The sequence below is a fragment of the Mycobacterium arosiense ATCC BAA-1401 = DSM 45069 genome, from assembly GCF_002086125.1.
Classification (GTDB): Bacteria; Actinomycetota; Actinomycetes; order Mycobacteriales; family Mycobacteriaceae; genus Mycobacterium; species Mycobacterium arosiense.
In genome coordinates this window covers 50,985-74,904 of record NZ_MVHG01000004.1, presented here as the reverse complement: position 1 = coordinate 74,904, position 23,920 = coordinate 50,985, and the positions used below count along the sequence as shown (strand labels likewise).

At 67.4% G+C, this 23,920-nt stretch carries 27 protein-coding genes, 3 tRNA genes and 1 pseudogene; 13 read left to right on the top strand and 18 right to left on the bottom strand.

Annotated features, from left to right (window positions below):
- Positions 1-57: 57 nt before the first annotated feature.
- Positions 58-1,254: a cysteine desulfurase-like protein gene (locus tag BST14_RS02995; protein ID WP_083063107.1), complete on the top strand. Its 1,197-nt coding sequence runs from the start codon at positions 58-60 to the stop codon at positions 1,252-1,254.
- A 12-nt stretch (positions 1,255-1,266) separates the two neighbouring features.
- Here BST14_RS02995 and BST14_RS02990 read toward each other — a convergent pair whose 3' ends face one another.
- Positions 1,267-2,235 (bottom strand): NAD(P)H-quinone oxidoreductase, encoded by a 969-nt coding sequence (locus BST14_RS02990; protein WP_083063192.1) that lies wholly within the window; start codon positions 2,233-2,235, stop codon positions 1,267-1,269.
- Positions 2,236-2,272: 37 nt separating this feature from the next.
- Between BST14_RS02990 and BST14_RS02985 the strand changes: the two genes are divergently transcribed.
- A tRNA-Ser gene (locus BST14_RS02985) sits at positions 2,273-2,359 on the top strand.
- Between the two features lie 7 nt (positions 2,360-2,366).
- On the opposite strand, the gene BST14_RS02980 is transcribed toward BST14_RS02985, so the two are convergent.
- The 4 genes from BST14_RS02980 to BST14_RS02965 are packed head-to-tail and all read right to left on the bottom strand — an operon-like array spanning position 2,367 to position 5,825.
- Complete coding sequence (locus BST14_RS02980) at positions 2,367-3,482, bottom strand: Rv2629 family ribosome hibernation factor (RefSeq protein ID WP_083063106.1); 1,116 nt, start codon at positions 3,480-3,482, stop codon at positions 2,367-2,369.
- Positions 3,483-3,519: 37 nt separating this feature from the next.
- On the bottom strand, positions 3,520-3,708 hold the full coding sequence (locus BST14_RS02975; protein WP_083063105.1) for a hypothetical protein: 189 nt from the start codon (positions 3,706-3,708) through the stop codon (positions 3,520-3,522).
- 28 nt (positions 3,709-3,736) lie between these two features.
- Complete coding sequence (gene lipE, locus BST14_RS02970; RefSeq protein WP_211280642.1) at positions 3,737-4,975, bottom strand: lipase LipE; 1,239 nt, start codon at positions 4,973-4,975, stop codon at positions 3,737-3,739.
- A 25-nt stretch (positions 4,976-5,000) separates the two neighbouring features.
- Positions 5,001-5,825, bottom strand: a complete 825-nt coding sequence (locus BST14_RS02965) for a crotonase/enoyl-CoA hydratase family protein (RefSeq protein WP_083063103.1) — start codon at positions 5,823-5,825, stop codon at positions 5,001-5,003.
- A 23-nt stretch (positions 5,826-5,848) separates the two neighbouring features.
- Here BST14_RS02965 and BST14_RS02960 point away from each other — a divergent pair, with 23 nt between their 5' ends.
- Entirely contained in the window at positions 5,849-6,433 is a 585-nt protein-coding gene (locus BST14_RS02960) for a TIGR03086 family metal-binding protein (protein ID WP_211280641.1), read from the top strand.
- 141 nt (positions 6,434-6,574) lie between these two features.
- Here BST14_RS02960 and BST14_RS02955 read toward each other — a convergent pair whose 3' ends face one another.
- Both BST14_RS02955 and hisC read right to left on the bottom strand, forming a co-directional pair.
- Positions 6,575-7,036 (bottom strand): DUF4334 domain-containing protein, encoded by a 462-nt coding sequence (locus BST14_RS02955; RefSeq protein ID WP_083063101.1) that lies wholly within the window; start codon positions 7,034-7,036, stop codon positions 6,575-6,577.
- Positions 7,037-7,045: 9 nt separating this feature from the next.
- On the bottom strand, positions 7,046-8,107 hold the full coding sequence (gene hisC, locus BST14_RS02950; RefSeq protein ID WP_083063100.1) for a histidinol-phosphate transaminase: 1,062 nt from the start codon (positions 8,105-8,107) through the stop codon (positions 7,046-7,048).
- An 83-nt stretch (positions 8,108-8,190) separates the two neighbouring features.
- Between hisC and BST14_RS02945 the strand changes: the two genes are divergently transcribed.
- The 3 genes from BST14_RS02945 to BST14_RS31350 all read left to right on the top strand — a co-directional run bounded on the left by BST14_RS02945 (position 8,191) and on the right by BST14_RS31350 (position 8,615).
- Positions 8,191-8,279 (top strand) — tRNA-Ser (locus tag BST14_RS02945).
- A 42-nt stretch (positions 8,280-8,321) separates the two neighbouring features.
- A tRNA-Arg gene (locus BST14_RS02940) sits at positions 8,322-8,394 on the top strand.
- 92 nt (positions 8,395-8,486) lie between these two features.
- Entirely contained in the window at positions 8,487-8,615 is a 129-nt protein-coding gene (locus tag BST14_RS31350; protein ID WP_281252790.1) for a hypothetical protein, read from the top strand.
- Here the strand turns inward: BST14_RS31350 and BST14_RS02930 are convergent.
- Genes BST14_RS02930 through BST14_RS02915 form a run of 4 tightly spaced genes read right to left on the bottom strand, consistent with a single transcriptional unit; the run spans position 8,612 to position 11,081 of the window.
- Positions 8,612-9,181, bottom strand: a complete 570-nt coding sequence (locus BST14_RS02930) for a GNAT family N-acetyltransferase (RefSeq protein ID WP_083063098.1) — start codon at positions 9,179-9,181, stop codon at positions 8,612-8,614. The genes BST14_RS31350 and BST14_RS02930 overlap by 4 nt on opposite strands.
- Before the next feature lie 9 nt (positions 9,182-9,190).
- Positions 9,191-9,664: a hypothetical protein gene (locus BST14_RS02925; RefSeq protein ID WP_083063097.1), complete on the bottom strand. Its 474-nt coding sequence runs from the start codon at positions 9,662-9,664 to the stop codon at positions 9,191-9,193.
- A gap of 19 nt (positions 9,665-9,683) precedes the next feature.
- Positions 9,684-10,682, bottom strand: coding sequence for a phosphotransferase family protein (locus tag BST14_RS02920; RefSeq protein WP_083063191.1), 999 nt, complete (start codon positions 10,680-10,682; stop codon positions 9,684-9,686).
- 39 nt (positions 10,683-10,721) lie between these two features.
- Entirely contained in the window at positions 10,722-11,081 is a 360-nt protein-coding gene (locus BST14_RS02915; protein ID WP_083063096.1) for a nuclear transport factor 2 family protein, read from the bottom strand.
- 125 nt (positions 11,082-11,206) lie between these two features.
- On the opposite strand from BST14_RS02915, the gene BST14_RS02910 reads away from it, so the two are divergent.
- The 5 genes from BST14_RS02910 (at position 11,207) to BST14_RS02895 (ending at position 15,224) form a co-directional block, all read left to right on the top strand.
- Positions 11,207-12,151 (top strand): class I SAM-dependent methyltransferase, encoded by a 945-nt coding sequence (locus BST14_RS02910; protein WP_083063095.1) that lies wholly within the window; start codon positions 11,207-11,209, stop codon positions 12,149-12,151.
- Between the two features lie 313 nt (positions 12,152-12,464).
- On the top strand, positions 12,465-12,704 hold the full coding sequence (locus BST14_RS02905) for a hypothetical protein (RefSeq protein ID WP_083063190.1): 240 nt from the start codon (positions 12,465-12,467) through the stop codon (positions 12,702-12,704).
- Between the two features lie 23 nt (positions 12,705-12,727).
- The gene (locus BST14_RS30255; RefSeq protein ID WP_169926037.1) at positions 12,728-12,883 is read left to right on the top strand and encodes a DUF6131 family protein; all 156 of its coding nucleotides are present in this window, start codon (positions 12,728-12,730) and stop codon (positions 12,881-12,883) included.
- A 150-nt stretch (positions 12,884-13,033) separates the two neighbouring features.
- Positions 13,034-13,738 (top strand): response regulator transcription factor, encoded by a 705-nt coding sequence (locus BST14_RS02900; RefSeq protein WP_064880192.1) that lies wholly within the window; start codon positions 13,034-13,036, stop codon positions 13,736-13,738.
- Complete coding sequence (locus BST14_RS02895) at positions 13,716-15,224, top strand: sensor histidine kinase (RefSeq protein ID WP_083063094.1); 1,509 nt, start codon at positions 13,716-13,718, stop codon at positions 15,222-15,224. The genes BST14_RS02900 and BST14_RS02895 overlap by 23 nt, the downstream gene beginning before the upstream one ends.
- A 1-nt stretch (position 15,225) precedes the next feature.
- Here BST14_RS02895 and BST14_RS02890 read toward each other — a convergent pair whose 3' ends face one another.
- On the bottom strand, positions 15,226-15,693 hold the full coding sequence (locus tag BST14_RS02890) for a lipoprotein LpqH (protein WP_083063093.1): 468 nt from the start codon (positions 15,691-15,693) through the stop codon (positions 15,226-15,228).
- Between the two features lie 172 nt (positions 15,694-15,865).
- Here BST14_RS02890 and BST14_RS02885 point away from each other — a divergent pair.
- Positions 15,866-17,745 (top strand): annotated as a pseudogene (locus BST14_RS02885) (alkyl/aryl-sulfatase).
- A gap of 7 nt (positions 17,746-17,752) precedes the next feature.
- Here the strand turns inward: BST14_RS02885 and BST14_RS02880 are convergent.
- From BST14_RS02880 to BST14_RS02855, 6 genes are all read right to left on the bottom strand, one after another.
- Complete coding sequence (locus BST14_RS02880; protein WP_083063092.1) at positions 17,753-18,721, bottom strand: NADPH:quinone oxidoreductase family protein; 969 nt, start codon at positions 18,719-18,721, stop codon at positions 17,753-17,755.
- Positions 18,721-19,344, bottom strand: a complete 624-nt coding sequence (locus BST14_RS02875) for a TetR/AcrR family transcriptional regulator (protein ID WP_083063091.1) — start codon at positions 19,342-19,344, stop codon at positions 18,721-18,723. The genes BST14_RS02880 and BST14_RS02875 overlap by 1 nt, the downstream gene beginning before the upstream one ends.
- Positions 19,325-20,608, bottom strand: a complete 1,284-nt coding sequence (locus BST14_RS02870; protein ID WP_083063090.1) for an acyl-CoA dehydrogenase family protein — start codon at positions 20,606-20,608, stop codon at positions 19,325-19,327. The genes BST14_RS02875 and BST14_RS02870 overlap by 20 nt, the downstream gene beginning before the upstream one ends.
- Positions 20,609-20,626: 18 nt before the next feature.
- Positions 20,627-21,391, bottom strand: a complete 765-nt coding sequence (locus BST14_RS02865; RefSeq protein WP_083063089.1) for an SDR family NAD(P)-dependent oxidoreductase — start codon at positions 21,389-21,391, stop codon at positions 20,627-20,629.
- On the bottom strand, positions 21,392-22,432 hold the full coding sequence (locus BST14_RS02860) for a phosphotransferase family protein (RefSeq protein WP_083063088.1): 1,041 nt from the start codon (positions 22,430-22,432) through the stop codon (positions 21,392-21,394).
- A 73-nt stretch (positions 22,433-22,505) separates the two neighbouring features.
- The gene (locus tag BST14_RS02855; protein ID WP_083063087.1) at positions 22,506-23,189 is read right to left on the bottom strand and encodes a class I SAM-dependent methyltransferase; all 684 of its coding nucleotides are present in this window, start codon (positions 23,187-23,189) and stop codon (positions 22,506-22,508) included.
- 75 nt (positions 23,190-23,264) lie between these two features.
- Here BST14_RS02855 and BST14_RS02850 point away from each other — a divergent pair, with 75 nt between their 5' ends.
- Positions 23,265-23,903 (top strand): histidine phosphatase family protein, encoded by a 639-nt coding sequence (locus BST14_RS02850; protein WP_083063086.1) that lies wholly within the window; start codon positions 23,265-23,267, stop codon positions 23,901-23,903.
- The last annotated feature ends 17 nt before the right edge of the window (positions 23,904-23,920 follow it).

Below are 23,920 nucleotides of genomic sequence, written 5' to 3'. Positions count from 1 at the left end.
TGTGGCACCCGCTACCGTCACAGTTTCGCAAAAAGCGGAAGCTTTAAGGTGGCCCACATGGCATACGACGTCGCCCGGGTGCGCGGACTTCATCCGTCACTGGGTGACGGGTGGGTTCACTTCGACGCCCCGAGCGGGATGCTGGTTCCCGATTCCGTCGCGACCACCGTGTCGACGGCCTTCCGCCGGTCCGGTCCCACCACCGCGGGCGCACACCCGTCGGCGCAGCGCAGTGCCGCTGTTCTGGACGCGGCGCGGGCGGCGGTCGCCGACTTGTTCAACTCCGAACCCGGCGGCGTCGTGCTGGGCGCCGACCGGGCGATCCTGCTGTCGGCGCTGGCGGAGGCGTCGTCGTCGCGGGCCGGCCTGGGCTACGAGGTCGTCGTCAGTCGGCTGGACGACGAAGCCAACATCGCCCCGTGGCTGCGAGCGGCGCATCGCTACGGCGCCAAGGTCAAGTGGGCCGAGATCGACATCGAGACCGGTGAGCTGCCGACGTGGCAATGGGAGGGCCTGGTCGGCAAGTCGACCCGGCTGGCCGCCGTCGCCTCGGCGTCCGCGACGCTGGGCACGGTCACCGATCTGCGGGCGATGACCAAGCTGGTGCACGACGTCGGCGGCCTGGTGGTGGTCGACCATTCCGCCGCGGCACCCTACCGGCTGCTCGACGTGAAGGAGACCGACGCCGACGTGGTGGCGGTGAACGCCGCGGCGTGGGGCGGCCCGCCGATCGGGGCCGTCGTGTTCCGCGATCCGGCGCTGCTCAACTCGTTCAGCTCCATCTCGCCGGATCCCAAGGCGACCGGCCCGGCGCGCCTGGAGGTCGGCGCGCACCAGTTCGGCCTGTTGGCCGGGGTGGTGGCCAGCATCGAGTACCTGGCCTCGCTCGACGAATCTGCCCGCGGCAGCCGGCGCGAACGTCTGGCGGTGTCAATGCAATCCGCCACGTCGTATCTGAATCGGATCTACGACTACCTGATGGTGTCGTTGCGGTCGCTGCCGTTGGTGATGGTGATAGGCCGGCCCGAGGTGCGCATCCCGGTGGTCAGTTTCGCGTTGAACGGCGTGCCCGCCGAACGCGTCGTGCAGCGGTTGGCGGACAACGGAATTCTGGCCGTCACTAACGAAAGTTCCCGCGCGCTAGACGTTTTGGGCGTCAACGACGTTGGCGGAGCGGTCACCGTCGGCCTGGCGCACTACTCGACGACGGCCGAAGTCGATCAGTTGGTCCGCGCGCTGGCTTCGCTGGGCTGAGGCCGGCCTGGGCTAAACGGTCAGCACGACCTTGCCGTGCACCTCTCCCGCCGCCAGCTTCTGGTGGGCCTTGCTTGCCTGCTCGATGGGGATCCGCTCGCCGATGACCGGCCGGACGCGGCCTTCGGCGATCATCGGCAACACCTTGGCCGTCACGGCCGCCACGATCTCGCTCTTGCTGTTCGGTCCGTTCACCGGGCGGCCCCGCAGGGTGGTGCCGATGACGTGGGCCCGCTTGGCGAGCAGCTTGCCGATGTTGAGCTCGCCCTTGATGCCGCCTTGCATGCCGATGATGACGAGCTGCCCGTCGGGGGCCAGGGCGTCGATGTTGCGGTCCAGATACGAGGCGCCCATGATGTCGAAGATCACGTCGGCGCCGCCGGACTTTTGCAGCCGGGCAACGAAGTCGTCGTCGCGGTAGTTGATGGTGATCTCGGCGCCCAGGTCGCGGCAGGTCTGCAGCTTTTCCTCCGATCCGGCGGTGACGGCCACCCGGGCACCCAGCGCCCGGGCGATCTGGATCGCGTGGGTGCCGATGCCGCTGGCCCCGCCGTGCATCAGCAGCAGCTGGCCTTTGCTCAGGTGGGAGGTCAACACCAGGTTCGACCACACCGTGCAGGCCACTTCGGGCAACCCGGCCGCGTCCACCAGGTCGACGCCGTCGGGAATCGGCATCAGCTGGCCGGCGGGGACGGCGACGTACTCGGCGTAGCCGCCACCGGCGAGCAGCGCGCAAACCTCTTGTCCGACCGACCATTCCGTCACATCGGCGCCGACGTCGCTGATGACACCGGACACTTCCATGCCGATGATCTCGCTCGCTCCCGGCGGGGGCGGGTACTTGCCGGCCGCCTGCAGCAGGTCGGCGCGGTTCACCCCGGCGGCGGCGACCCTGACCAAGACCTCGCCGGGCCCGGCGGAAACATCCGGCACGTCCTGCCAGGAGAGTTGATCGGAAGATTCGGCGACGATGGCGCGCATGGTGGCCACGCTACCGAGTCCCGCTACCCTGATCAGCGGTGGCGTGGCAGAGCGGCCTAATGCACTCGCCTTGAAAGCGAGAGACGGCTAAAACCGTCCGGGGGTTCAAATCCCTCCGCCACCGCTCGTGTTCACTCAACGCTTCGGTGCAGCGTCGGCGCGTAGCGCAGCACCGCGCCCACCCCGTCGACCGGGGAGATCCGCTCGTCGGTGCGCACCAGCGCGGCGCCCACCGCGATCGCCGACATCGGCAGCGCCTCGTCGGCCCGCAGAGTCTTGGCGGGGGCGGCGCCCTGCTCGGACAGCACGTTCTCGTCGGGGGCCAGCGTCGTCAAGCCTTCGTCGGCGACGACGGTCGCGTCGCCGATGTCACCGATGATCAGCGTCTCCACGGCGCCCTGGCGCAGCGCCGAGCAGACCGCGCCCAGACCCTCGGCGGCCAACCCCGACTGCCGCCCGATCTCGGCGGTAAAGCGCTGCGCGGCATCGTCGATGGTGCGCAGCTGGCGCTTGACGAACTCGGCTTCGATGGCCTGCTCGATCTCGCCGAAGTCGTGTCCGCTGTGGCGCGCCCCGACCTCGAGTGCCACCGTGCGTTCCTGCAGCCGTTCCGGCAGCGCGGCCAGCAGATCGGATCGCGAGCGCACCTCGCCCACCACGAAGATCACCTCGATCGCCTTGTCGTCGGCCAGTTCGGCGACCCGGTCGGCGACGGCGCGCACGTTCTTGCGTGCGGCCTCGTCGGTACGCAACTGGGGGTCGCCGTAGCCCGCGGTCTCGGCGCCCGCGGATTTGTGCACGGGGTAACCACCGCCGTCTACCGTCTCGGCGCGCAGCGTTCCGCCGATGTGGGTGATGTCGGCACCGCTGTGGTCGACGACCGCCAGCACGTAATCGGGATGATCGAAGCTCTGCTCGAGAATCGGTACCAGATAAGGCAATTCGGATACACGGACGACGTCGGCCGCGGCGGGGCGCGCCAGGTGTTCGTTGATCACCACGCCGTCGGCGCCGGCGATCACCGCACGTCCGCTGCGGCCGATCGGTGGACGCAGGCTCTTGATCGCGTCCTCTATCTGGTCGACGACCGTCGCGGTGGCGTGGGAGCGTTCCAGCTCTTCTTTGACCGCCCGCCACTTGAGCTCGAGTTGAGCCTCGGCGTCATGGGTGTCGTGTGAGTCGTCGAAGTAGACCGAAGCGAACGGCCCCGGTGCGTCCAGCAGTTTGCGGAAGCGTTGCGAGTCCATGCCTTGTTGGTTGCCCCGGCAGCCAGGGGACAAACACCTAGCTTCGATCGCCCTCGCTGTCGTCGAAGAAATGCCACTCGCCGTCCTGTTCGACTTCCATGCGCCAGCCGAGCTCGCTGTTGTCGGCCATCTGGTCGACGAACCACGCGTGTGCGTCGTCGGCGCTTTCGATGTCTTTGGTTGCGACGACCTCGCCCTTCGGGTTGAGCACTCGATAGGTAGCCATGAGGGCAGTGTTCCCACTGCCGGCGTCGTCAACCCAAGGGGATTTCGGCGGTGATCGTGTCCAGCAGTGCGGTGTACCGGCGGGCTTCGGGGTCTCGCCCGGGTTTGCCGCTGCTCACCACGCCGGCCGACAGGCTTCGCGCCGGGTCGGCCCAGATCGCGATGTTGACCAGCCCCAGGTTGCCGAACGCGTGGGGCGCGTTATGCCCGAACGGCCCCCAACGGTTGGTGCCGAGGATGTACCCTGTACCCCACCGGGCCGGCCGCAGTCCGACCGCGAAATCCGGTCGTAGCCTTCGGCATTCGGTCACCGCGCCGTACATGGTTTCCGGGCTGATCACCCGCACGCCATCGAGTTCGCCTCCGCGCCGCCATATCTCGGCGAACCGCGACATCTCCTGCGCGGTCGACACGGTGTTGGACGACGGAATGATGGTGGTCAGAAACATCGGCGAGTTCGTGTACGGGATCATCTCGTGCACCGTCCCGCCGATCGCCTTGCGGAAGATCTGGGCGACCACCGGCGGCAGCGTTCGCCCGGTGGCGTGGCTCGGCGCGACCAATGCGACGTCCTGTTTGGACACGCCGAAGTTGGTCCAGCGGAAGCCGAGTGGGTCGAGGATTTCGGTGGCCAGGATCTCGCGGATCTCCTTGCCCGTGGCCGCGTAGACGATCTCGCGCACCAGCGGTCCCCAGGTCAACGCGTGGTACATGTGGACCAGTCCGGGACGGTAGAGGGGCCGCAACTCGCCCAGTTTCTGCTGCGCGTACTCGTGGTCGTCGGCGCGCGTGACGTCGGGTCGGGGTCCGGTGGGGAAGGGCAGCCCCGCGCTGTGGGTCAGCACGTGCCGGATGGTGATCCGGTGTTTGCCGTGGCTGGTGAACGTGGGGATGTATTCGCACACCCGGTCGTCGAGCGAGAAGACGCCGCGCTCAACGAGCATGTGCACCACGGTCGCCGCCATGCCCTTGGCCGCCGAGTAGACGCAAAACGGTGTGTCGGGGGTGACGGCGATCTTTTCGGCGTCGGGCGGGTCGCTCGGCGCGTTGCCCCACCCGTGGCCGATCGCCCGGTTGAGCACGACGCGGCCGTGCCGGCGGATGCACAGCTGGATGGCGGGGTGGAAGCCGGCCCGGTACCAATACCGGGCGGCCTGCCAGATCCGGTCGACCGCGGCGCTGTCGATCTCGGAGTGGTCCTCGGGGCCGATCGCCGTCACGGAGTCCAGGTCGGCCGGGACGCGGATCTTGCCGTCTGGTGTCATCACCTCAGCGAGGGTACGTGGCGCGGGACTACTCGCCGGTGAACTGCGGCGGCCGCTTTTCGAACGTCGCCGAGATGCCCTCGGTCAGGTCCTTGGACGGCAGGAAGGCCGCGTTCCAGGCGGCCACATACCGCAGGCTCTCCGAGACCGCCGCGACGCGCTGCTGGTCGAGGACGTCCTTGATGCCGTGCACGGTCAGCGGGGGATTGGCGGCGATCTCCGCGGCGGTGGCGTGCGCGGCGGCCAGCGTGGCGTCGGCGTCGGCGTACACGTCGTTGACCAGACCGATCTTCTCGGCGCGGGCCGCGTCGATGTCCTTCCCGGTCAGCGCCAGCTCGCGCAGGTGTCCGTCGTTCAGGATCATCGGCAGGCGGGCCAGGCTGCCGACGTCGGCGACGATGGCTAGCTTGACCTCCCGCACCGAGAACTTGGCGTCGGCGCTGGCGTAGCGGACGTCCACCGCGGAGATGAGGTCGACGCCGCCGCCGATGCACCAGCCGTGCACCGCGGCGATGGTCGGGGTGCGGCAGTCGGCGACCGCCGTGATGGCGCCCTGCATCCGCCTGACCTCGCGGTGGAAGGCCGCGCGCGGGCCGGCCAGCGCGTCGCCGGACAGCAGCGGGGTGAACGAGCCGCCCATCGCCGGCAGGTCCAGGCCGTAGCTGAAGTTGCGGCCCGAGCCGGTCAGCACGATGGCCCGCACCTCGGGGTCGGCGTCCAGCGTGGCGAACAGTTCGGGCATCTCCGACCAGAACGCCGGTCCCATCGCATTGCCCTTGCCCGGTCCGATCAGCGTCACCTGGGCGACGTGGTCTTTCGTCTCGACGGTGACGGATTCGTATGCTTGCGCCATATCGAGACCGTAGCGTGGCGAATATGGCTCCTGACTTGCGACCCGGACCGCATTCCCCGCCCACCGACGAGCTGCACAGCGCCGAGGACACGCTGGGTGTGCTGCAGCGGGTGCTGCACAGCATCGCCGCCGACGACCTGTCGCGACGGACGCCCTGCACGGAATTCGATGTGTCGGCGCTGACGGGACATCTGCTGAACTCGATCTCGGCGCTCGGGAGCATGGTCGGCGCGCAGATTCCCGATCGCGACGAAGGCGATTCGGTGGAGCGGCGGGTGATCGCCGCGGCCCGGCCGGCGCTGGATGCCTGGCACCGCCACGGCCTCGCCGGGTCGGTGCCGTTCGGCAAGGGGGAGACCCCCGCCAAAAGCGCGTGCGGCATCCTGTCGATCGAATTCCTGGTCCACGCTTGGGATTACGCCACCGCGGTGGGCCACGACATCGACGCGCCCGAGCCGTTGTCCGAATATGTGCTGGGCCTGGCGCGTCAGATCATCAGGCCGGAGCTACGCGGTCAGGCCGGATTCGACGACCCGGTCGGCGTCCCCGAGGACGCCGGCGCGCTCGAGCAGTTGGTCGCGTTCACCGGTCGTAACCCGGCGGGGTAGCGGGCGCCGACGTCGAGTGTGAATCCTGGGCGTTGGGTGTCACGCCACGGCTGCCGCCATCGGCGTGTCGGCGCCATGGACGCACAGCCAGAGCCGTCAGTTCACACTCGACGGAGCGAAGGCAGCGCGCCGGCGGAACCGCTACTCGCGCTCGAGATAGAAGTAGTAGAACTTGCCGTTATCCCGCACGCCCTTGCCGTTCATGATGCCCATCACGGCGTCGTCGTCGATCTTCTTGAAGTGGTCGTGCACCGGCTGGCCGTCGTAAACCATCGTCGCGGTGACCTCGCCGCGGAACTCTTCGAGCCACAGGCTGGCCTCGCCCTTGCCCATCTGGACGTTGGAGAACTTGTTGCCGTCGGCGTCCAGGCAAACGAGCGGCTGCACGTCGCGGGCGGACTTGAAGGTTTTGCCGTACCAGCCGGCCTTTTCCAGTTGACCGTTCATCTTATGGCCGGTCTGGAACTCGCCGCCCTTCCATTCGCCGAGCATCCCGTCGATCGTCGCGGGCTGAAGGTCGGCCCAGAATTCGTCGAGCTCGGAATCCGCGATGTCGCCGCTGCGCTCTTTGAACTCGGTGAACTTCTTGCGCGCGAGGTCCACGGCGACTCCTTACGATTCGGTGCGGGCAATCCAGTCGCAGGCGAAGCGCAGCAGGGCGTCATTCTCCTCCGGCGCACCAATGGTGACACGGATGCCTTCGGACGCGAACGGCCGAACCACCAGGCGCGCGTCGGCGGCCTGCTCGGTGAAGTCCATGGTGCGCTCGCCCAGCGGCAACCAGATGAAGTTGGCCTGCGACGGGGGCAGTTCGAATCCGGCCTCGCGCAGGGCGTCGCTCACGCGGGTGCGCTCGACAACCAGTGCGTCGGTGCGGGCCATCAGCTCGTCGGACGCTTCGAGCGACGCGATGGCGGCCGCCTGCGCGACGTTCGTCACCGCGAACGGCATGACGACCTTGTCCAGCGCGGTGATCAATTCCGGGTGACCCACCGCGTACCCGCAGCGCAGCCCCGCCAGCCCGTAGGCCTTCGAAAAGGTCCGCAGCACAACGACGTTGCTGCGCGTCAGGGCCAGCTCCAGGCTGTTGGGCAACATGCCGTCGCGGATGTATTCGACGTAGGCCTCATCGATGGCGATCAGGATCTGCGGCGGCACGGCCTCGACGAAGCGCGTCAACGCGTCCGGGTCGACGACGGTGGACGTCGGATTATTCGGGTTGCACACGAAGATCAGCCGGGTGCGGTCGGTGATCGCGGCGAGCATCGCGTCGAGGTCGTGCGTGTGGTCGGTCAGCGGCACCTTGACGGTGGTCGCGCCGGACACCTGGATGATGGGCAGATAGCACTCGAAGCTGCGCCAGCCGATCACCACCTCGTCGCCGGCCGCCGCGGTGATCTGAACCAGCTGCTGGCACAAGGTGACCGAACCGCTACCGACCGCGATCTGCTCGGGCGCGACGTCCAGGTGCATGGCCAGCGCGGCCTTGAGGTCCACGCTGGCGTTGTCCGGGTAGCGGTTGACGACGGCAACCGCGCGCTCGATGGCCGCGCGCACGCTGGGCAGCGGGCCATACACGGTCTCGTTGCTGGCCAATTTGATGGAGCCCGGGACGTTCTTACCGGGGACATAAACTGGCAGTCCGGCCAGTTCGTTGCGAAGGCGTGCGGTCACTTCGACAGTCTATGTCTCGACTGTGTACAGTATGGCCGGTTCCGCGTGACCGGAAAGGGGTCGGTACCCTCAGAAAGTCCAAGGGAGGCGTGCCAGAGCGGCCGAATGGGGCTCACTGCTAATGAGTTGTCCCCCTCAAAGGGGACCGGAGGTTCAAATCCTCTCGCCTCCGCTAGATCCCTAGCGGCAACGCGGAACGACAACTGAAGAACAGGCGCCCGTAGCTCAACGGATAGAGCATCTGACTACGGATCAGAAGGTTAGGGGTTCGAATCCCTTCGGGCGCGCTTACCGGTCACGGGCTCGGCGACCCAAAATGATTCGAATCGTTCAGACCCAGTTTCTTGTCGGCGGAACTTTTCGCCGATACCTTCCGCCCATGACAATCAACATTGAGCAAATCGGTGGCGGTGCGGGTGGCGGCTTCGTCGGTGGCGGCGCCGGAGGCGGTTTCGTCGGCGGTGGCGCCGGCGGGGCCTTCGTGGGCGGTGGCGCCGGCGGGGCCTAAGCCCCGGACTCGCACGCCCGGCCCGGCGCAATGATCGGGCCGGGTGGCTCATCCGGCTGGGCAGCGGCCAGGTCGAGTTGCATCCACGCCACGTCGTGCCAGCCGCCGTGTTTCCATTCCACGCGCCGGTACAGCCCGGCGTCGATGAACCCGAAAGACCGGTGGAAGGCCATGCTGGCCTCGTTGGGCTGGGTGATTCCGGCGAAGGCCTGCCGGTAGCCGCGCTCGGTGAGCCTGCGCAGCAGCTCGGTGTAGAGCGCACGGCCTCCGCCGGTTCGGCAATGGCCGGCCTCAAGGTAGATCCCGGTCTCGGTCGACCACTGGTACGTGGCAAGGCGATTGAACGCGTGCCCGTAGGCGAAGCCGATCACCCGGCGATCGCGTTCTAGGACAAGCCATTCATGGCCGGCCTGGGCGGCGGCGATCCGCGCGGCCATCTCATTTTCGGTCGGGACGTCGATCTCCCAGCTGATGACCGTGTGTTCGACGTACGGCCGGTAGATGGCAAGGCACGCCGCCGCATCCGCCGCCGTTGCCGGCCGGACAGGTCCGCCGCTTGCGTGCACGTCGCCGCGCTAGGGGCGGGGCTGGAACGGCCGGAACGGTCCCCGTCGGGGCGGTTCGGTCACGGTCTGCGTGACGGTGCTGGTTTCGGTGCTCGGCGAAACGGTGACGGTGCTCGGTGGCTCCGTCGTCGTGGGGGTGTCGGTGTTCGGGGCCGTTTCGGTCACCGTCTCGGTGGGCGCGCCGCCACCGCCGTGGTGTCGCGGCGCGTGCGTCGTGGTGGTCACCGGCGCGGTGGTGGACGGGACGGCCGTCGTCGTCGCGGGGCTGGGCGCCGGCGAGCCGCTGGTGAGCTTGACCACCGCGAACACCAGCGCCGCCAGCAGGATCACCCCGAGGGCGCCGGCCGCGACCAGCGCCGCCGGACGGCGATACCACGGCGTCGGGGGCTCGGGCGGTGGTGCCTCGGGCTCGTAATACCCGCCGTACCGCGCGGCCGCGGTGGGCTCGGAGTAGAAATCCGGTTCCTCGGGATAAGGCGGCACGAGAGGAGATGTTAGTGGGTCAGCCCGCGCCGGCGATGAGGCCCAGCGCCCGCTCGAACAGGTGCACCGTGGCGGCGTGCAACTGGTCGCCGACCTCCTTCTCCGCCTCTCCGGCGCACGCCCGGGCCAGCGTCCCCTCGATCACGATGCCCAGCTTGAAGCAGGCCAGCACTGTGTACCAGGTGAGGTGGGACAGGTCGCGGGTGGTGTTGGCGGCGTAGCGCTCGAGCAGCTCGTCGGTGCTGGCCAGCCCGTCCTGCCCGCCCAAGGCGTGACTGAACACGCTGGAACCGTCGGGCTGGCGCCAGGTGGCCAGCAGCCAGCCCAGGTCCAGCAGCGGATCCCCGATCGTGCACATCTCCCAGTCGACGATCGCCACCACCTCGGGCCCGGTCCAGGAGAACATCACGTTGGCGGCGTGGTAGTCGCCATGCATGATGCCCGGCGTCCAATCGGCCGGCCGATGCCGTTCCAGCCAGGTGGACACTTCCGCGATGCCCGGGATGTCGGGGCCCGGGTAGCCCTCGTACTCGTTGTAGGACTCCAGCTCCGAAAGCCACCGTGGCACCTGGCGTTCCAGGAAACCCTCCGGCTTGCCGAAATCGGCCAGCCCCACCGCGACGTGGTCGACGGCACCCAGCTGGGCCAACGCGTCGGCCATCGACAGGCCCATCCTGTGGCGCACCGTGGCGTCGCCGGCATGCAACGGCGGCAGGCCCTCGCCCGCGTTGAATCCGTCGACCGGATCCATCAGGTAGAAGACGGCGTCGCCCAGCACCCTCGGGTCCTCGCAGGCGGCGATCAGGTGCGGATGGGGGACATCCGAATCGGCAAGTGCGGCAAGAACTTTCGTCTCCCGCAGCATCACGTTGTTGCTGCGCGGCCGCAAGTGCCGTGGCCCGCGCCGCAGCACGTAGGGCCGACCGGCCCTGGTGAACCGCAGCATGACGTTCTGTGTTCCGCCGGTGACGTTGGAGACGTCCTGCAGGGGCCCCTCACCGAGCCCCTGCCCGGACATCCACTCCGCCACGGCTTCTAGATTCACGGATTCCACTCGTCAGCCCTTCGAGTGCGGCGTGCATCGGACGGTTTGTGCTCGGATCATGCCGGGCCGGAACACGAAGGTGTCAACGCCGTCGTCGACTTGATTGACGGCAGAATCGGCGGCCCACACCAGGAACAGCACGTCGTCGTCGAAAAGCTGAGTTCTCAGATCCCATTGCGCATTCGGCAGATCGGCGAGCAACGCCTCGAACACCCCGCGGATGGCGCGCTTGCCGCGGGCGATGCCGGCGGGGTTGATCACCACGGAATCCCCGGCGTAGTCCGCGACGATCTCGTCGAGGTCACCCGCGGCCAGTGCGGCGCCGTGGTGGGCGAACACCTCCTGCGGCGTGCGCGACGGGATGGGCGTCATGGCACTCCCTTGCAACCTGTGGACCGTCTGGGAAAAAGACTAGGACAGCGGCGGCGGACGGCCCCGGGTGGCGGTGGCTGGAAGAATAGTGTGCATAACTTACTTTTTCGGGAAGGAAACTGGCCATGCCGCGGACCGACGATGATTCCTGGGAGATCACCCAAAGCGTGGGCGCCACCGCGCTGGGTGTCGCCGCGGCTCGCGCGGCGGAGACCGAGAGCGAAAACCCGCTGATCAGCGATCCGTTCGCGCGGGTGTTCGTCGACGCCGCGGGCCAGGGCATGTGGAGCATCTACGCCGATCCGGCATTGCTGGCCAAGGCGGGCGACATCGAGCCGGACCTGCGGGACCGGCTGCAGCTGATGGTCGACTTCATGGCCACCCGGACGGCGTTCTTCGACGAGTTCTTCCTCGGCGCCGCCGACGCCGGCGTTCGGCAGGTGGTGATCCTGGCCGCCGGCCTCGACGCGCGCAGTTGGCGGCTCCCATGGCCCGACGGCACGGTCGTCTACGAGCTCGACCAGCCCAAGGTGCTGGAATTCAAATCCAACACCCTGCGCGAGCACGGCGCCCAACCGAAGGCGCAGCTGGTCAACGTTCCGATCGACCTGCGTCAGGATTGGCCGAAAGCGCTGCAGCAGGCCGGATTTGACACCTCCAAGCCCGCCGTCTGGTCGGCCGAGGGCCTGGTTCGTTACCTGCCGGCGCAGGCCCAGGACCTACTGTTCGAGCGGATCGACTCGCTGAGTGTCGCGGGCAGTTGGCTGGCCTCCAACGTGCCCGACTCGGGTTTCACCGACCCCGGCCGGGTGCAGCGGCAGCGCGACGACATGCGGCGGATACGGGCGGCGGCCGCCGAACTGGTCAACGCCGAGATCACCGACTTCGACGACCTCTGGTACCCCGAGGAGCGCACGCCGGTCGACGCGTGGCTGCGCGAGCGTGGCTGGGATGTCACGACGGCGTCCTTCGCGGAGTTGATGGCGCGGTATGACCGCAGCGTCCCGCAGGGCGCGGAGGACTCGATGCCGCCCACCCTCTACGTGTCCGCGCAGCGGCGAGCGGACTGATCAAATCGGCTTGGCGGCAACGTCTCTCACCACGGTCACGAGCAGTCGTTACCTCGCCGTCATGGCTGCTCGACGCGGCAGGCTCAACGGCATATCCCAGGTCGACTGACAAAAATTAACAGGACCGAATTAGCTGAGCTGATTCAAGACGCCTGACTGTCCCGGGTGTCGGAGAAGCGCGCCGCCACCTGGCTCGCCTTTACCCTTAGCCCCGCGAGCCGCGCCGACAAGCACTGCCGCATAACCCATTGCATGTTTAGACATAAGTCGAATGGGTAATTTCACGTCCACGAGAAACTTCTTCTCGTCCACATTGGAGGTCACGATGCGTGGCAGCGGGATCATCGGAACGGTTGCGTTGGTGTGGTTGCTGATCGGAGTCTTCGCGGCGTGGCAGCGCGACTACTTCAAAAACGACAACACGTCATGCGCCTCGGCGGGCACGGTTGCGGTGACCGTGATCGCCGGACCCTTGAATTACTTCGGTGTCAATCCAAAAGTCACGGATTGCCATCTGCCGCAACCAAGTTCAATGCAATTGATCAACCTCTAACCGCTCACTCAAAGGAAGTCGACATGGTTATCTTAGGGATTGTCCTGCTCATTCTCGGATATTTTTTCCACGTACCTGTCCTGACCACGCTGGGCATCGTGCTGCTGGTCATCGGCGCGATCCTGTGGATCCTGGGCTCGATCGGCCGCCCGGTCGCCGGCCGGCGCTATTGGTATTAACGGCTTGACCCAAGAACGGATCGCGCGACTGCCCGGCAGTCGCGCGATCCGTTTCACAGGACACGCATAGGTTCGGCATAGGCGTTACTCAGCCGTCGGCGGATACTGGAACTTGTGACGCAGCCCCGAGCCTCGGTAGAGCGGGTTGTCATGTGCCGTGCGGACGGCAACCCCATCAACGTTTTGGTCGTGGACGATGAATCCGTCCTGGCCGATATGGTGTCGATGGCCCTGCGGTACGAGGGCTGGAACATCTCCACCGCCGGTGACGGCGCGTCCGCCATCGCTTCCGCTCGCTCCCAGCGGCCCGACGTGGTCGTTCTCGACGTGATGCTGCCCGATATGAGCGGGCTCGACGTCTTGCACAAGCTGCGCGAGGAGAACCCGCAGCTGCCGGTGCTGCTGCTGACCGCCAAGGACGCCGTCGAAGACCGCATCGCCGGGTTGACGGCCGGTGGCGACGACTACGTCACCAAACCGTTCAGCATCGAAGAGGTCGTGCTGCGTCTACGGGCGCTGTTGCGCCGCACCGGGGTGACCACGGTGGACAGCGGCGCACAGCTGGTGGTCGGGGATCTGGTGCTCGACGAGGACAGCCACGAGGTCACCCGCGCCGGCGAGCCAATCTCGTTGACCTCCACCGAGTTTGAGCTTTTGCGATTCATGATGCGCAACTCCAAGCGGGTGCTTAGCAAGGCCCAGATCCTGGACCGGGTATGGAGTTACGACTTCGGCGGCCGATCCAACATCGTCGAGCTCTACATTTCCTACCTGCGCAAGAAGATCGACAACGGCCGGGAACCGATGATCCACACGCTGCGCGGCGCGGGGTATGTCCTCAAGCCGGCCCGCTGACACGCGAAGGGTCTGGTCGCTGCGACTGCGGCTGCTGGTCGGACAGGTCGTCGTCCTGGCCATCGTCTGCGTCGGCATCACCGCGGCGACCGAATTGGCGCTGCTCCACCACCTGGTTGCCCAGCTCGACGGCCAGCTGGCCGGAACCTCCTATCGCTCGGCGCTCATGTACCCCGAGCCGCCGCATTCGGGCTGGCGGCATCAGCACGTCTATCCACGGCCGGGTCCCGGTCCGCGGTTCCTCGATGCCCCGGGCCAGCCGGCGGGCATGGTGGCGGCGGTGGTCAGCCACGGCGACACGGTGGACGCCGGTTACACCACGAGCAGCGGCGACCGGGCCGAGCTGAGCCCCACCGCCCAGCGGCAGCTGTCCGGGATCGCCGGCAGCCGCAAGCCGGTCACGCTGAACCTGGACGGGCTGGGCCGTTACCGGGTGGTCGCCGCCCCGAGCCGAAATGGCGGAGACGTCATCGTCACCGGTCTGTCGATGGCCAACATCGACGCCACCCTGATGCGGATGCTGGTCATCTTCGGCATCGTCACGATCATCGCGCTGGTCGCCGCCACCACGGCCGGCGTGATCATCATCCGGCGGGCGCTGGCGCCGTTGCGTCGCGTCGCGCAAACCGCGAGCAAGGTGGCCGGCCTGCCGCTGGCGCGCGGCGAGGTCGAATTGCCGGTGCGCGTAGACGAATCCGATGCCAATCCCGCCACCGAGGTGGGGCAGCTCGGCGCCGCCCTCAACCAGATGCTGGACCACATCGCCGCCGCGCTGTCGGCGCGGCAGGCCAGCGAGACACGGGTTCGCCAGTTCGTCGCCGATGCCAGTCACGAGCTGCGCACACCGCTTGCGGCGATCCGCGGGTACACCGAACTGACCCAGCGGATGGGCGACGATCGCGAGGCGGTGGCGCAGGCGATGAGCCGGGTGGCATCCGAGACCGAGCGGATGACGCGCCTCGTCGAGGACCTGCTACTGCTGGCCCGGTTGGACTCGGGCCGGCCGTTGGAACGCGAACCGGTGGATCTGTCGCGGTTGGCCGTGGATGCGGTCAACGACGCACACGTCGCCGGACCCGATCATCAATGGGAACTCGACCTGCCCGAAGAACCGGTGGTCGTCACCGGCGATGCGGCGCGGCTCCACCAGGTGCTGACCAATCTGCTTGCCAACGCCCGCGTCCACACCGGGGCGGGCACCGTCGTCACCACGCGGTTGAGCACCGAGCCATCGCACACCGTGCTGCAGGTGATCGACAACGGACCAGGCATCCCGGCGGCGCTGCAATCCGAGGTTTTCGAACGGTTCGCCCGTGGCGACTCGTCGCGTTCGCGCAAGGGCGGCAGCACCGGATTGGGTTTGGCGATCGTCTCCGCGGTTGTCAAGGCGCACCACGGGTCGATCGAAGTGGACAGCGCGCCGGGCCGAACCGAGTTCACGGTGCGGTTGCCACCCAACGGATGGCAACCGCCCGCCGTCGAGTAACTCAGGAGCAGGTCGCGTCGATTTCGAACGGCTTGTTCACCGGCTGCATCGGGTTTGCCATGTCGACGCCCGTGGCGGTGCCGGTCACCTTGTACGTGCTGCCGTCCTTGGTCGCCGAGGCGTTGCCCTGACCGCCCTGGGCGTACTGAAGCGTCACGCCGTTGACGTTGCCGAGTTGGACCGCTTTCACCGCGAGCGGATTGGCATCGGCGAGCACCACGCTGATCCCGGTTGTGTTCCCACCGACCGCAATTGAGATATTGCCGCCGGCCTTGGTGCAAATGGTGGTGCCCTGGACGTTCTGGTCCTTGCCGTCGATGACGACCTTCGACGAATTGTTGCCGCCGGCCGACACGGAGCCGCCCGGCACCGAGGTCGAAACGCCACTTGATTTGTTACTCGAACAGCCGGAAATACCCGCGGCAAGAATCGCCGCTCCAGCAACCGCGACCGTCAGTTGACGCTTCACCTGTTCTCCTTTGCCCGATAGTTGCGGTCCCCGGCATTGGGGGCCGTCTGGGCAGTATGCGGGTTAACTGGGCCGCGATCCAGAACCCGAAGAAATTGTTGCTGTGTTCACTAATTGGACGGCGAAAAGCCGCCCGAACCACCATTGTTTGAAGCCGCTTTGATGCCAAGGTATGACCGTGGACCACAAACCTCCCAGCGCAGTCATCGAGTCGGCCCATCGCGAACACGATCTGCCATTGCATGACCAAATGGATTTCGCCGAAGCCGACCGCGGATTCATTGCGGCCTTATCCCCGTGCGTGATCAAAGCGGCCGACGGGCGGGTGGTATGGGACAACGACGCGTACGCGTTTCTCGGCGGTCCCGCCCCGACGTCGGTTCATCCCGGCCTCTGGCGGCAGTCGACGCTGGCCGCCAAGCAAGGCCTCTACGAAGTGGTGCCCGGCATCTATCAGGTTCGCGGACTGGACATCTCCAACATCACCTTCGTGGAGTCCGACAGCGGCATCATCGTCATCGACCCCTTGGTGTCCACCGAAGTGGCGGCGGCGGCGCTGACGCTGTACCGCACCCACCGCGGCGCTGAGCGTCCCGTGGTGGCGGTGATCTACACCCACAGCCACGTCGACCACTTCGGCGGCGTCTTGGGCGTCACCTCGCAGGCGGAGGTGATTCCGGTGCGGTTGCCGTCTTGGCGCCGGAAGGCTTCATCGAGCACGCGGTGTCCGAAAACGTCTATGCGGGACCGGCGATGACGCGACGGGCGACCTACATGTACGGCTCCCTCCTGGCGCGCGGACCGCTGGATCAGGTCGGCTGCGGGCTGGGCCAGGCGCCGTCGGCCGGCGAGGTCGCCGTCATCGTGCCCACCGTCGACATCCGCACCACCGGCGAGACGCACACCATCGACGGGGTGGAGATCGAATTCCAAATGGCGCCCGGCACCGAGGCGCCGGCCGAAATGCATTTCTATTTTCCGCGTTTCCGCGCGCTGTGCATGGCCGAGAATGCGACACACAATCTGCACAACCTGCTGACCCTGCGGGGCGCGCTGGTGCGCGATCCGCACGCCTGGTCCGGTTATCTCACCGAAGCGATCGAGACGTTCGCCGATCGCGCCGACGTGGTCTTCGCTTCGCACCATTGGCCGACCTGGGGACGGGACAGCATCGTCGAATTCCTGTCGTTGCAGCGCGACATGTACGCGTATTTGCACGACCAGACGCTGCGCTTGCTGAACCAGGGCCACACCGGCGTCGAGATCGCCGAAATGTTCCAGATGCCACCGGCTCTCGAGCGGGCCTGGCATACGCATGGGTACTACGGAGCGGTGAGCCACAACGTCAAGGCGATCTATCAGCGCTACATGGGCTGGTTCGATGGCAATCCCGGCCGGCTGTGGCCTCATCCGCCCGAGGCGCTGGCACCGCGGTATGTCGAGGCGATGGGCGGAATCGACCGGGTTGTCGACCTCGCGCGGGATGCGTTCGACGCCGGGGACTTCCGGTGGGCCGCGACGTTGTTGGACCATGCGATCTTCACCGACGCCGCGCACGCCGGTGCGCGCGATCTGTACTCCGACACCCTCGAGCAGCTGGCCTATGGGGCCGAAAACGCGACCTGGCGCAACTTCTTCCTCAGCGGCGCAACGGAATTGCGCGACGGCAATTTCGGCACCGCGACCATGACGACATCCGTCTCGATGCTGCGCCAACTGACGCCGGAGCAGATCTTCGACGGCCTGGCGGTCCGCGTCGACGGGCCGCGCAGCTGGGATCTGGACCTCGCCATCGACGTCGCCTTCGCCGATACCGCGGTCAACTATCGACTCACCCTGCGCAACGGGGTGTTGGTTCAGCGCAAGGTGGCACCCGATCCCGCGACGGCGACCGTGACGATCGGCGTGGCCAATAAGGTTCGGCTGCTCGCCGTGGTGATGGGGGATTTCAGCTCGCCGGGCCTGGAACTCTCGGGTGATCGAGGCGCGCTGCAAGCCCTGCTCGGTGTGCTCGACGGACCGGACTCGAATTTCAACATCGTCACCCCATGACACGGCGTCAAGCGACGTCGATCACCACTTTGCCCAGCACCTTGCGGTCGGCCACATGCCGCAACGCCGCCGCGGCCTGCGACAGCGGGAACCGCGCACCGATGTACGGCCGCACCGTGCCGGCGGCGAACATCTGCGCCAACTCCGCCAGGTCGCGCACGGCATCGTCGGGCCGGTCGGTCATGAAGGTGCGGATCTCCATACCACGCACGCAGATATCTTTCAGCAGAATGAGATTGAGCGGAATGGCCGGGATGGTGCCCGCGGCGTAGCCCAGCGTGACGAAGGTGCCGCCACGCGCGAGACCGCGCAGTGCCGGCTCCGAATACGGTCCGCCGACCGGGTCCAGCACCACGCGGGCGCGGTCCCCGGTGAGTTCACGGATGCGGGCCTTCAGGTCTTCACGGTCGTAGTCCACGGTCGCCTCGGCCCCGCGCCGCCGGCACAGCTCGAGTTTCTCCGGGCTCGACGCCGCGGCCAGCACCCGGGCCCCCATCGCGACCCCCAGGTCCACCGCGGCCAGCCCCACGCCGCCGGCCGCGCCGAGCACAACCACCCAATCCCCCTGCGTGACAGCGGCCGTCGAGCGCAGCGCGTGATAGGCGGTGCGATAGGTGACGCCGAAGGCGGCGGCGGAGGCGAAGTCGGCGTCGTCGGGCATGAGCTCGGCCTGGCTCGCGTCGAGCAGCGCCAGTTCGGCGAAGGCCCCGAAGGTGGTTCCGGAAACACGCTGCCCGGGATAAAACGGCGCGCCCTCCCCGGCGGCGATGACCTCCCCGGCGATCTCGTTGCCGGGTATGAACGGCGGCGGGATTTTGACTTGGTATTTGCCGGCGATGAACAACACGTCGGGAAAGTTGACCGCGGCGGCACGGACCCGCACCAGCAGCTGGCCGGGAGCCGCAACGGGATCGGGCACGTCGTCGATAACCAGGTCCTCGGGTGTGCCATAGGAACGACAGACCATCGCGCGCATCAACTGACCCCCAATCCCCGCAAACAGAACTGCACCACGTGGGCGATGTCGTCGGCGCCGGGCTGCTCGACCGAACCCACATAGCGTCGCATGGTTGCCGCGGTGCAGCTGAACACCGCCTCGACGTCGCGTTCGACGTCGGCACTGCCCAGCGCCGCAACGGGTTCGACGAGCAGCTCGCGAAGCGGCAGCATCATCTCCCGATCGGCCGCGCGCCAACTGGTGCCGGCCGACATCTGGCCGGCCGCGGCGCGTGTCAGGCTGATCAGGTGCGGGTCGGCCACCTGGGCCAGCGTGCCCTCGATCCACCGCATGACCTTGTCGCGCGGGCGGGACTCCTTGGCCATCTGATGTTCGAGGTAGGACACCACGATCGCCACGCCGCGTTCCATCACGGCCAGGATCAGATCGTCCTTGCCGGCGAAATAGCGGTAGAACGCCTTGTTCGACGAACCCGCCTCCGCGACGATATCGCTGACCCGGGGTGCCTCGGGCGCAACGCGTTCCATGACGCGCACCGCGGCGGCCAGGATGCGTTCCACCTCCTCGGTGGCCTCCCGCTGGCGGTCATCGAGTGCCCGCTCGACCGCCGCGGTCACTCGGTCAGAGGTCAACGAGCTCACCGTATTTGGCGCGCGCCGCCGCGCGCCGCACATCGAGCATCTCGCTGGGCCAGTCGCCTTCTTCGGCCTCGTAACCCTTGAGCAGCATCCGGGCCAGGTTCACCTTGTGCGCCTCGGTGGGCCCGTCGGCCAGGCCCAGCGCGATGCCGCCCAGCAGGACGTTGACCAGCGGCAGCTGATCGGTGAGGCCCAGCGCCCCGTGCACCTGGATCGCCCGCAGTGCAATCGATTTGAGCACCTGCGAGGCCAGGATCTTGCAGGCGGCGATCTCCGCCCGCGCGGCGCGCTCGTCGCCGTTGTCGATCAACCACGCCGCGTGCAGCACGGTCAGCCGGAACGGTATCAACTCGGTGTAGGAGTCGGCGACGAATTCCTGGACCAGTTGTTTGTCGGCCAGCAGGCTGCCTTGGGTGAAGCGGCTCTTCGCCCGGCGCGACATGATCTCGACGGCGCGTTGCGCCATCCCGATGGAGCGCATCGCGTGGTGCAGCCGCCCGCCGGCCAACCGGGTCTGCAATATCAGGAAGCCCTGCCCGGGCTCTCCGAGCAACGCGTCGGACGGTACCCGCACGTCGTTGTAGTGCACCAGGGAATGGCCCGGCTCGTGCGGGTCGGCCCCGACCAGATGGTGATTGGCTTCCAGGACCAGGCCCTCGGTGCCGGCGGGGATCAGGAACGTCGACGCGCCGGTATGCACCGGCACGTCGGGGTCGGTGATCGCGACGACGATGAAGAACGAGGCGACGGAGGCGTTGGAGGAGAAGTACTTTCGCCCGGTGATGACCCAGTCATCGCCATCGCGCACGGCGCGGGTGGTGAAGACCCTCGGATCGGCGCCGCCCTGCGGCTCGGTCATCGAGAAACAGGAGAAGATCTCACCGGACAGCAACCCCGCCAGGTAGCGGTCCTTTTGCTCCTGGGTTCCGAAGCGGGCGATGATCTCGGCGTTGCCGGTGTCGGGCGCTTGCGTCCCGAACACGATGGGCGCCCACGGGCTGCGGCCCAGGATCTCGTTGATCAGGGTCAGCTTGACCGCGCCGAAACCCTGCCCACCCAGCTCCGGGCCCAGATGCGGTGCCCACAAACCCTTGTCGCGCACCTGCTGCTTGAGCGGGTCGACAATGCGGCGCCGCTCGTCGTTCAGCGGCAGAAACTCGCAGCCGGGGAACAGCACCTCGAGCGGTTCCACCTCGTCGCGGACGAACCCGCGGATCCATTCGAGCTTCTCCTCGAACTCCGGCTCGGTGGAAAAGTCCCAGGACATCGTGCAACCTCCTGCTCGCTAAGGGATCCCGCCGTCGGCCCGCAAAATCGAGCCGGTGGTGAAGCTGGACGCATCGGACGCCAAAAACAGTGCCGCGCCGACGATTTCACGCGGCTCGCCCGCGCGCTTCAAGGCAAGACCCTGGAACGGGTTCTGATGTGCCGCCTCCAGATTCCAAGCCTTGCTGACGTCGGTGAGAAACGGCCCGGCCATCAGGGTGTTGACCCGCACCGCCGGGCCGTACGCCTTCGCCAACGCCTCGGTCATGGCGTTGAGCCCGGCCTTGGACGCCGCGTACGGGATGATGTCCGGTGTAGGTCGCAACGATCCGGCCGTACTCACATTGATGATCGAACCCCGCCCCGTCGCCACCATGCGCTCACCCACCAAGGCCGACAACCGGAATGGGCCCTTGAGGTTGAGATTGATCACGGCGTCGAACAACTTCTCGGTCACGTCGGTGAGCTTGTCGTACAACGGCGACATGCCCGCGTTGTTGATCAGTGTGTCGACTTTGCCGAACCGCTCGTAGGTCGCCTCGACCAAGCCGTCCAACTGATCCCAGCGCCCCACGTGCACCTGATACGGCATGGTCGCACGGCCGGTCTCGGCCTCGATTTCCTCGGCGGTACGGACGCAGTTGTCCAGGTTGCGGCTGGCGATCACCACGTCCGCACCGCAGCGGGCCGCGCCGAACGCCATCTCACGCCCGAGTCCGCGGCTGCCGCCGGTGATCAGGATTACCCGGTCGGTGAGGTCGAAAAGCTGGTCGGCATAACCCATTCAGGCCCCCTTGGTAGCTCGGGCGAGCTCGGCCGCCGTGGCGATCAGCTGCAGAATCATCGGGCCGAACGCGTCGGTGATCTTGGGGTCGACCGTGCCGGTCCGCACCCCGGCCGCATACGTCTTCTCCAGCACGATGCCCAGCTTCCAGTTGGCCAGCACCAGGTAGTAGTCGATGTTCTCGGTCGACAACCCGCTGACGGTTTCGTAGTGCTCCAATAGCTCGCTGCGCGTGGGCATGCCGCGCATGTCGAGATAAAATCCGTCCTCGCGCGGCTTTTCGCCGTCGTAGCCCAGCAGGCACCAAGCGAGGTCGAGCAGCGGATCGCCGACCGTGGTCATCTCCCAGTCCACGATCGCGGCCAACCGCGCCGGCGCGCCATGGGCGAACATCACGTTGGCGAACTGATAGTCGCCGTGCATGATGCCCGCCCGGTAATGCGCCGGGCGGTGGCGGCGCAGCCAGTCAGACGCCTCGTCTAGACCTGGCAGCTCGCGGACCTTGTAGGCGTCGAGAAACGCCAGCCAGCGATCGACCTGCCGCTCATGGAATCCGTCCGGGCGGCCAAAGCCTTCGAGTCCTTGTTGGCGCCAATCCACCCGGCCCAGCCTGGCGGCGCCGTCGACCAATTGGAAGGCCAGGCCGCGCCGGGCCTGCAAGTCGGTGTCGAACGGCGATTGCCACCCGCCGTCCATCGGGCTCCACCCGTCGATCGCCTCCATCACATAGAACGGCATGCCCAGCACGGTGCCGGTGTCGTCGGCCGCGATCAGCGCCGCGTGCGGGACGTCGGTGCCGGACAGCGCCCGCACCAGGCGGATCTCCCGCAGCAGCCCGTCGATGCGGGCGGCGTCGGCCCGCGCGCCGGGCATGCGCAGCACCATGCGCTCACCGGCGCGCTCGATCAGGTAAAGGGTGTTCTGCGAGCCGCCCTTCAGCTGGGTCAGCTGCGGCCGCTCGCCGCCACCGGGTGCGTCGCTTGCATCCAGCCAGCGGGCGAGGACGTCCGCGTCGATTCCCGATTCGCCCACGTGCGTCACCGCCCAACCATCGCTGCACACCCCAATCTCCGCATGGAGAATAGCATTCTCCACGGATTGAGGCATGTGCGGCTCAGTCCGGCTTGTGCGCGCTGAGCAGGAACCCGGGGGCCATGAAGTGGCCGTCGTCGTCGTGGTCGAGGTGGGCCAGCGGACCGTCCGGAGACCCGCCGGTATCGTCGTTGCCGTACACCCTCGCTGCGCGCAGGTCGTCGACGCACCACAGTGTCGCGACCACGTCGTGCAATTCGGATTCGGTGAAGCCGCGTGGGCCCGGCCGGTCCGCATGTGCGTCATCCAGCGCTCCGGCCGCGAAGGCCAGGATGTACAGCGCGGCTCCCGGCGCCGCGGCGCGGAAGATCGACTGCATGTAATCCTGGCGCCGGTCCGGCGGTAGCGCGTGGAACAGGCCACTGTCGAGAATCGTGGAGAAGCGGCCTTCGCAACCAGGCGGATAGCCGCCGAAGTTGGTGACGTCGGCCTGCGCGAAGGTCGCCGTGGTGAGTCCCTGTTCGGCTGCCGCGGCGGTGGCCGCCCGGATCGCGGTCGCGCTGGCGTCCAGCCCGACAACGGTGTAGCCGAGCCCGGCCAGCGTCAGCGACAGCGCGGCGTGCCCGCAGCCGGAGTCCAGCACCTCGCTGCGTACCTTGCCCTGATCGATGAGACGGGCCAGCTCCGGTTGGGGCCGGCCGATGCTCCACGGCGGCGGCGCGGCTTGTCGGTAGGTGGCATCCCAATCCCTGTCCGGTTCGGTCATCCGCCCTCCTCGAGATCGGCGTCGCCGGGCGCGGTGAGAAACTGGCGCTCCCACCATCGAACGACGGGAACGAATATGCAAGTGCTTCTGGTCCGGCACGCGCTGCCGTTGCGCAGCGAACACGGCGAAGGTTCCGATCCGGACCTGTCGGCGGCGGGGCTGGCCCAGATCGAACGACTGCCCAAGGCGCTCGCCAGGTTTCCTATTTCGCGGGTGGTGAGCAGCCCGCAGCGCCGGGCCATCCAGACCGCCGAACCGGTCGCGGCGGATCGCGGGCTGAGCGTCGAGATCGACAATCGCTTCGCCGAGTACGACCGCGACCTTCCGGTATACATCCCCGTCGAGCAGATCCGCGCGGAGATGCCCGAAGAGTGGGCGCGCCTGGCTCAGGGCCATCTTCCGAGCGCGGTCGACGAGGACGCTTTTCGCGCCCGGGTGCGCGCCGCGATCGACGACCTCGTCACCGCCGCCGACCCCGAAGACACGGTCGCGGTGTTCAGCCATGGCGGGGTCATCAATGTCCTCCTGCACGAAATTCTGGGTACCGCGCGCCTGCTGTCCTTTCCCGTCGATTACGCGTCGGTGACTCGGCTCTTGTTCTCCCGGTCCGGTCAAGCGACGGTGGCCGCGGTCAACACCACCGAACATGTCTGGGACCTGTTGCCGCGAAACCAGAGGCTGCTCGACGACGACGCGGGCCGTGGCACGGCGTGAGCGGAAAGGGCCGCAAA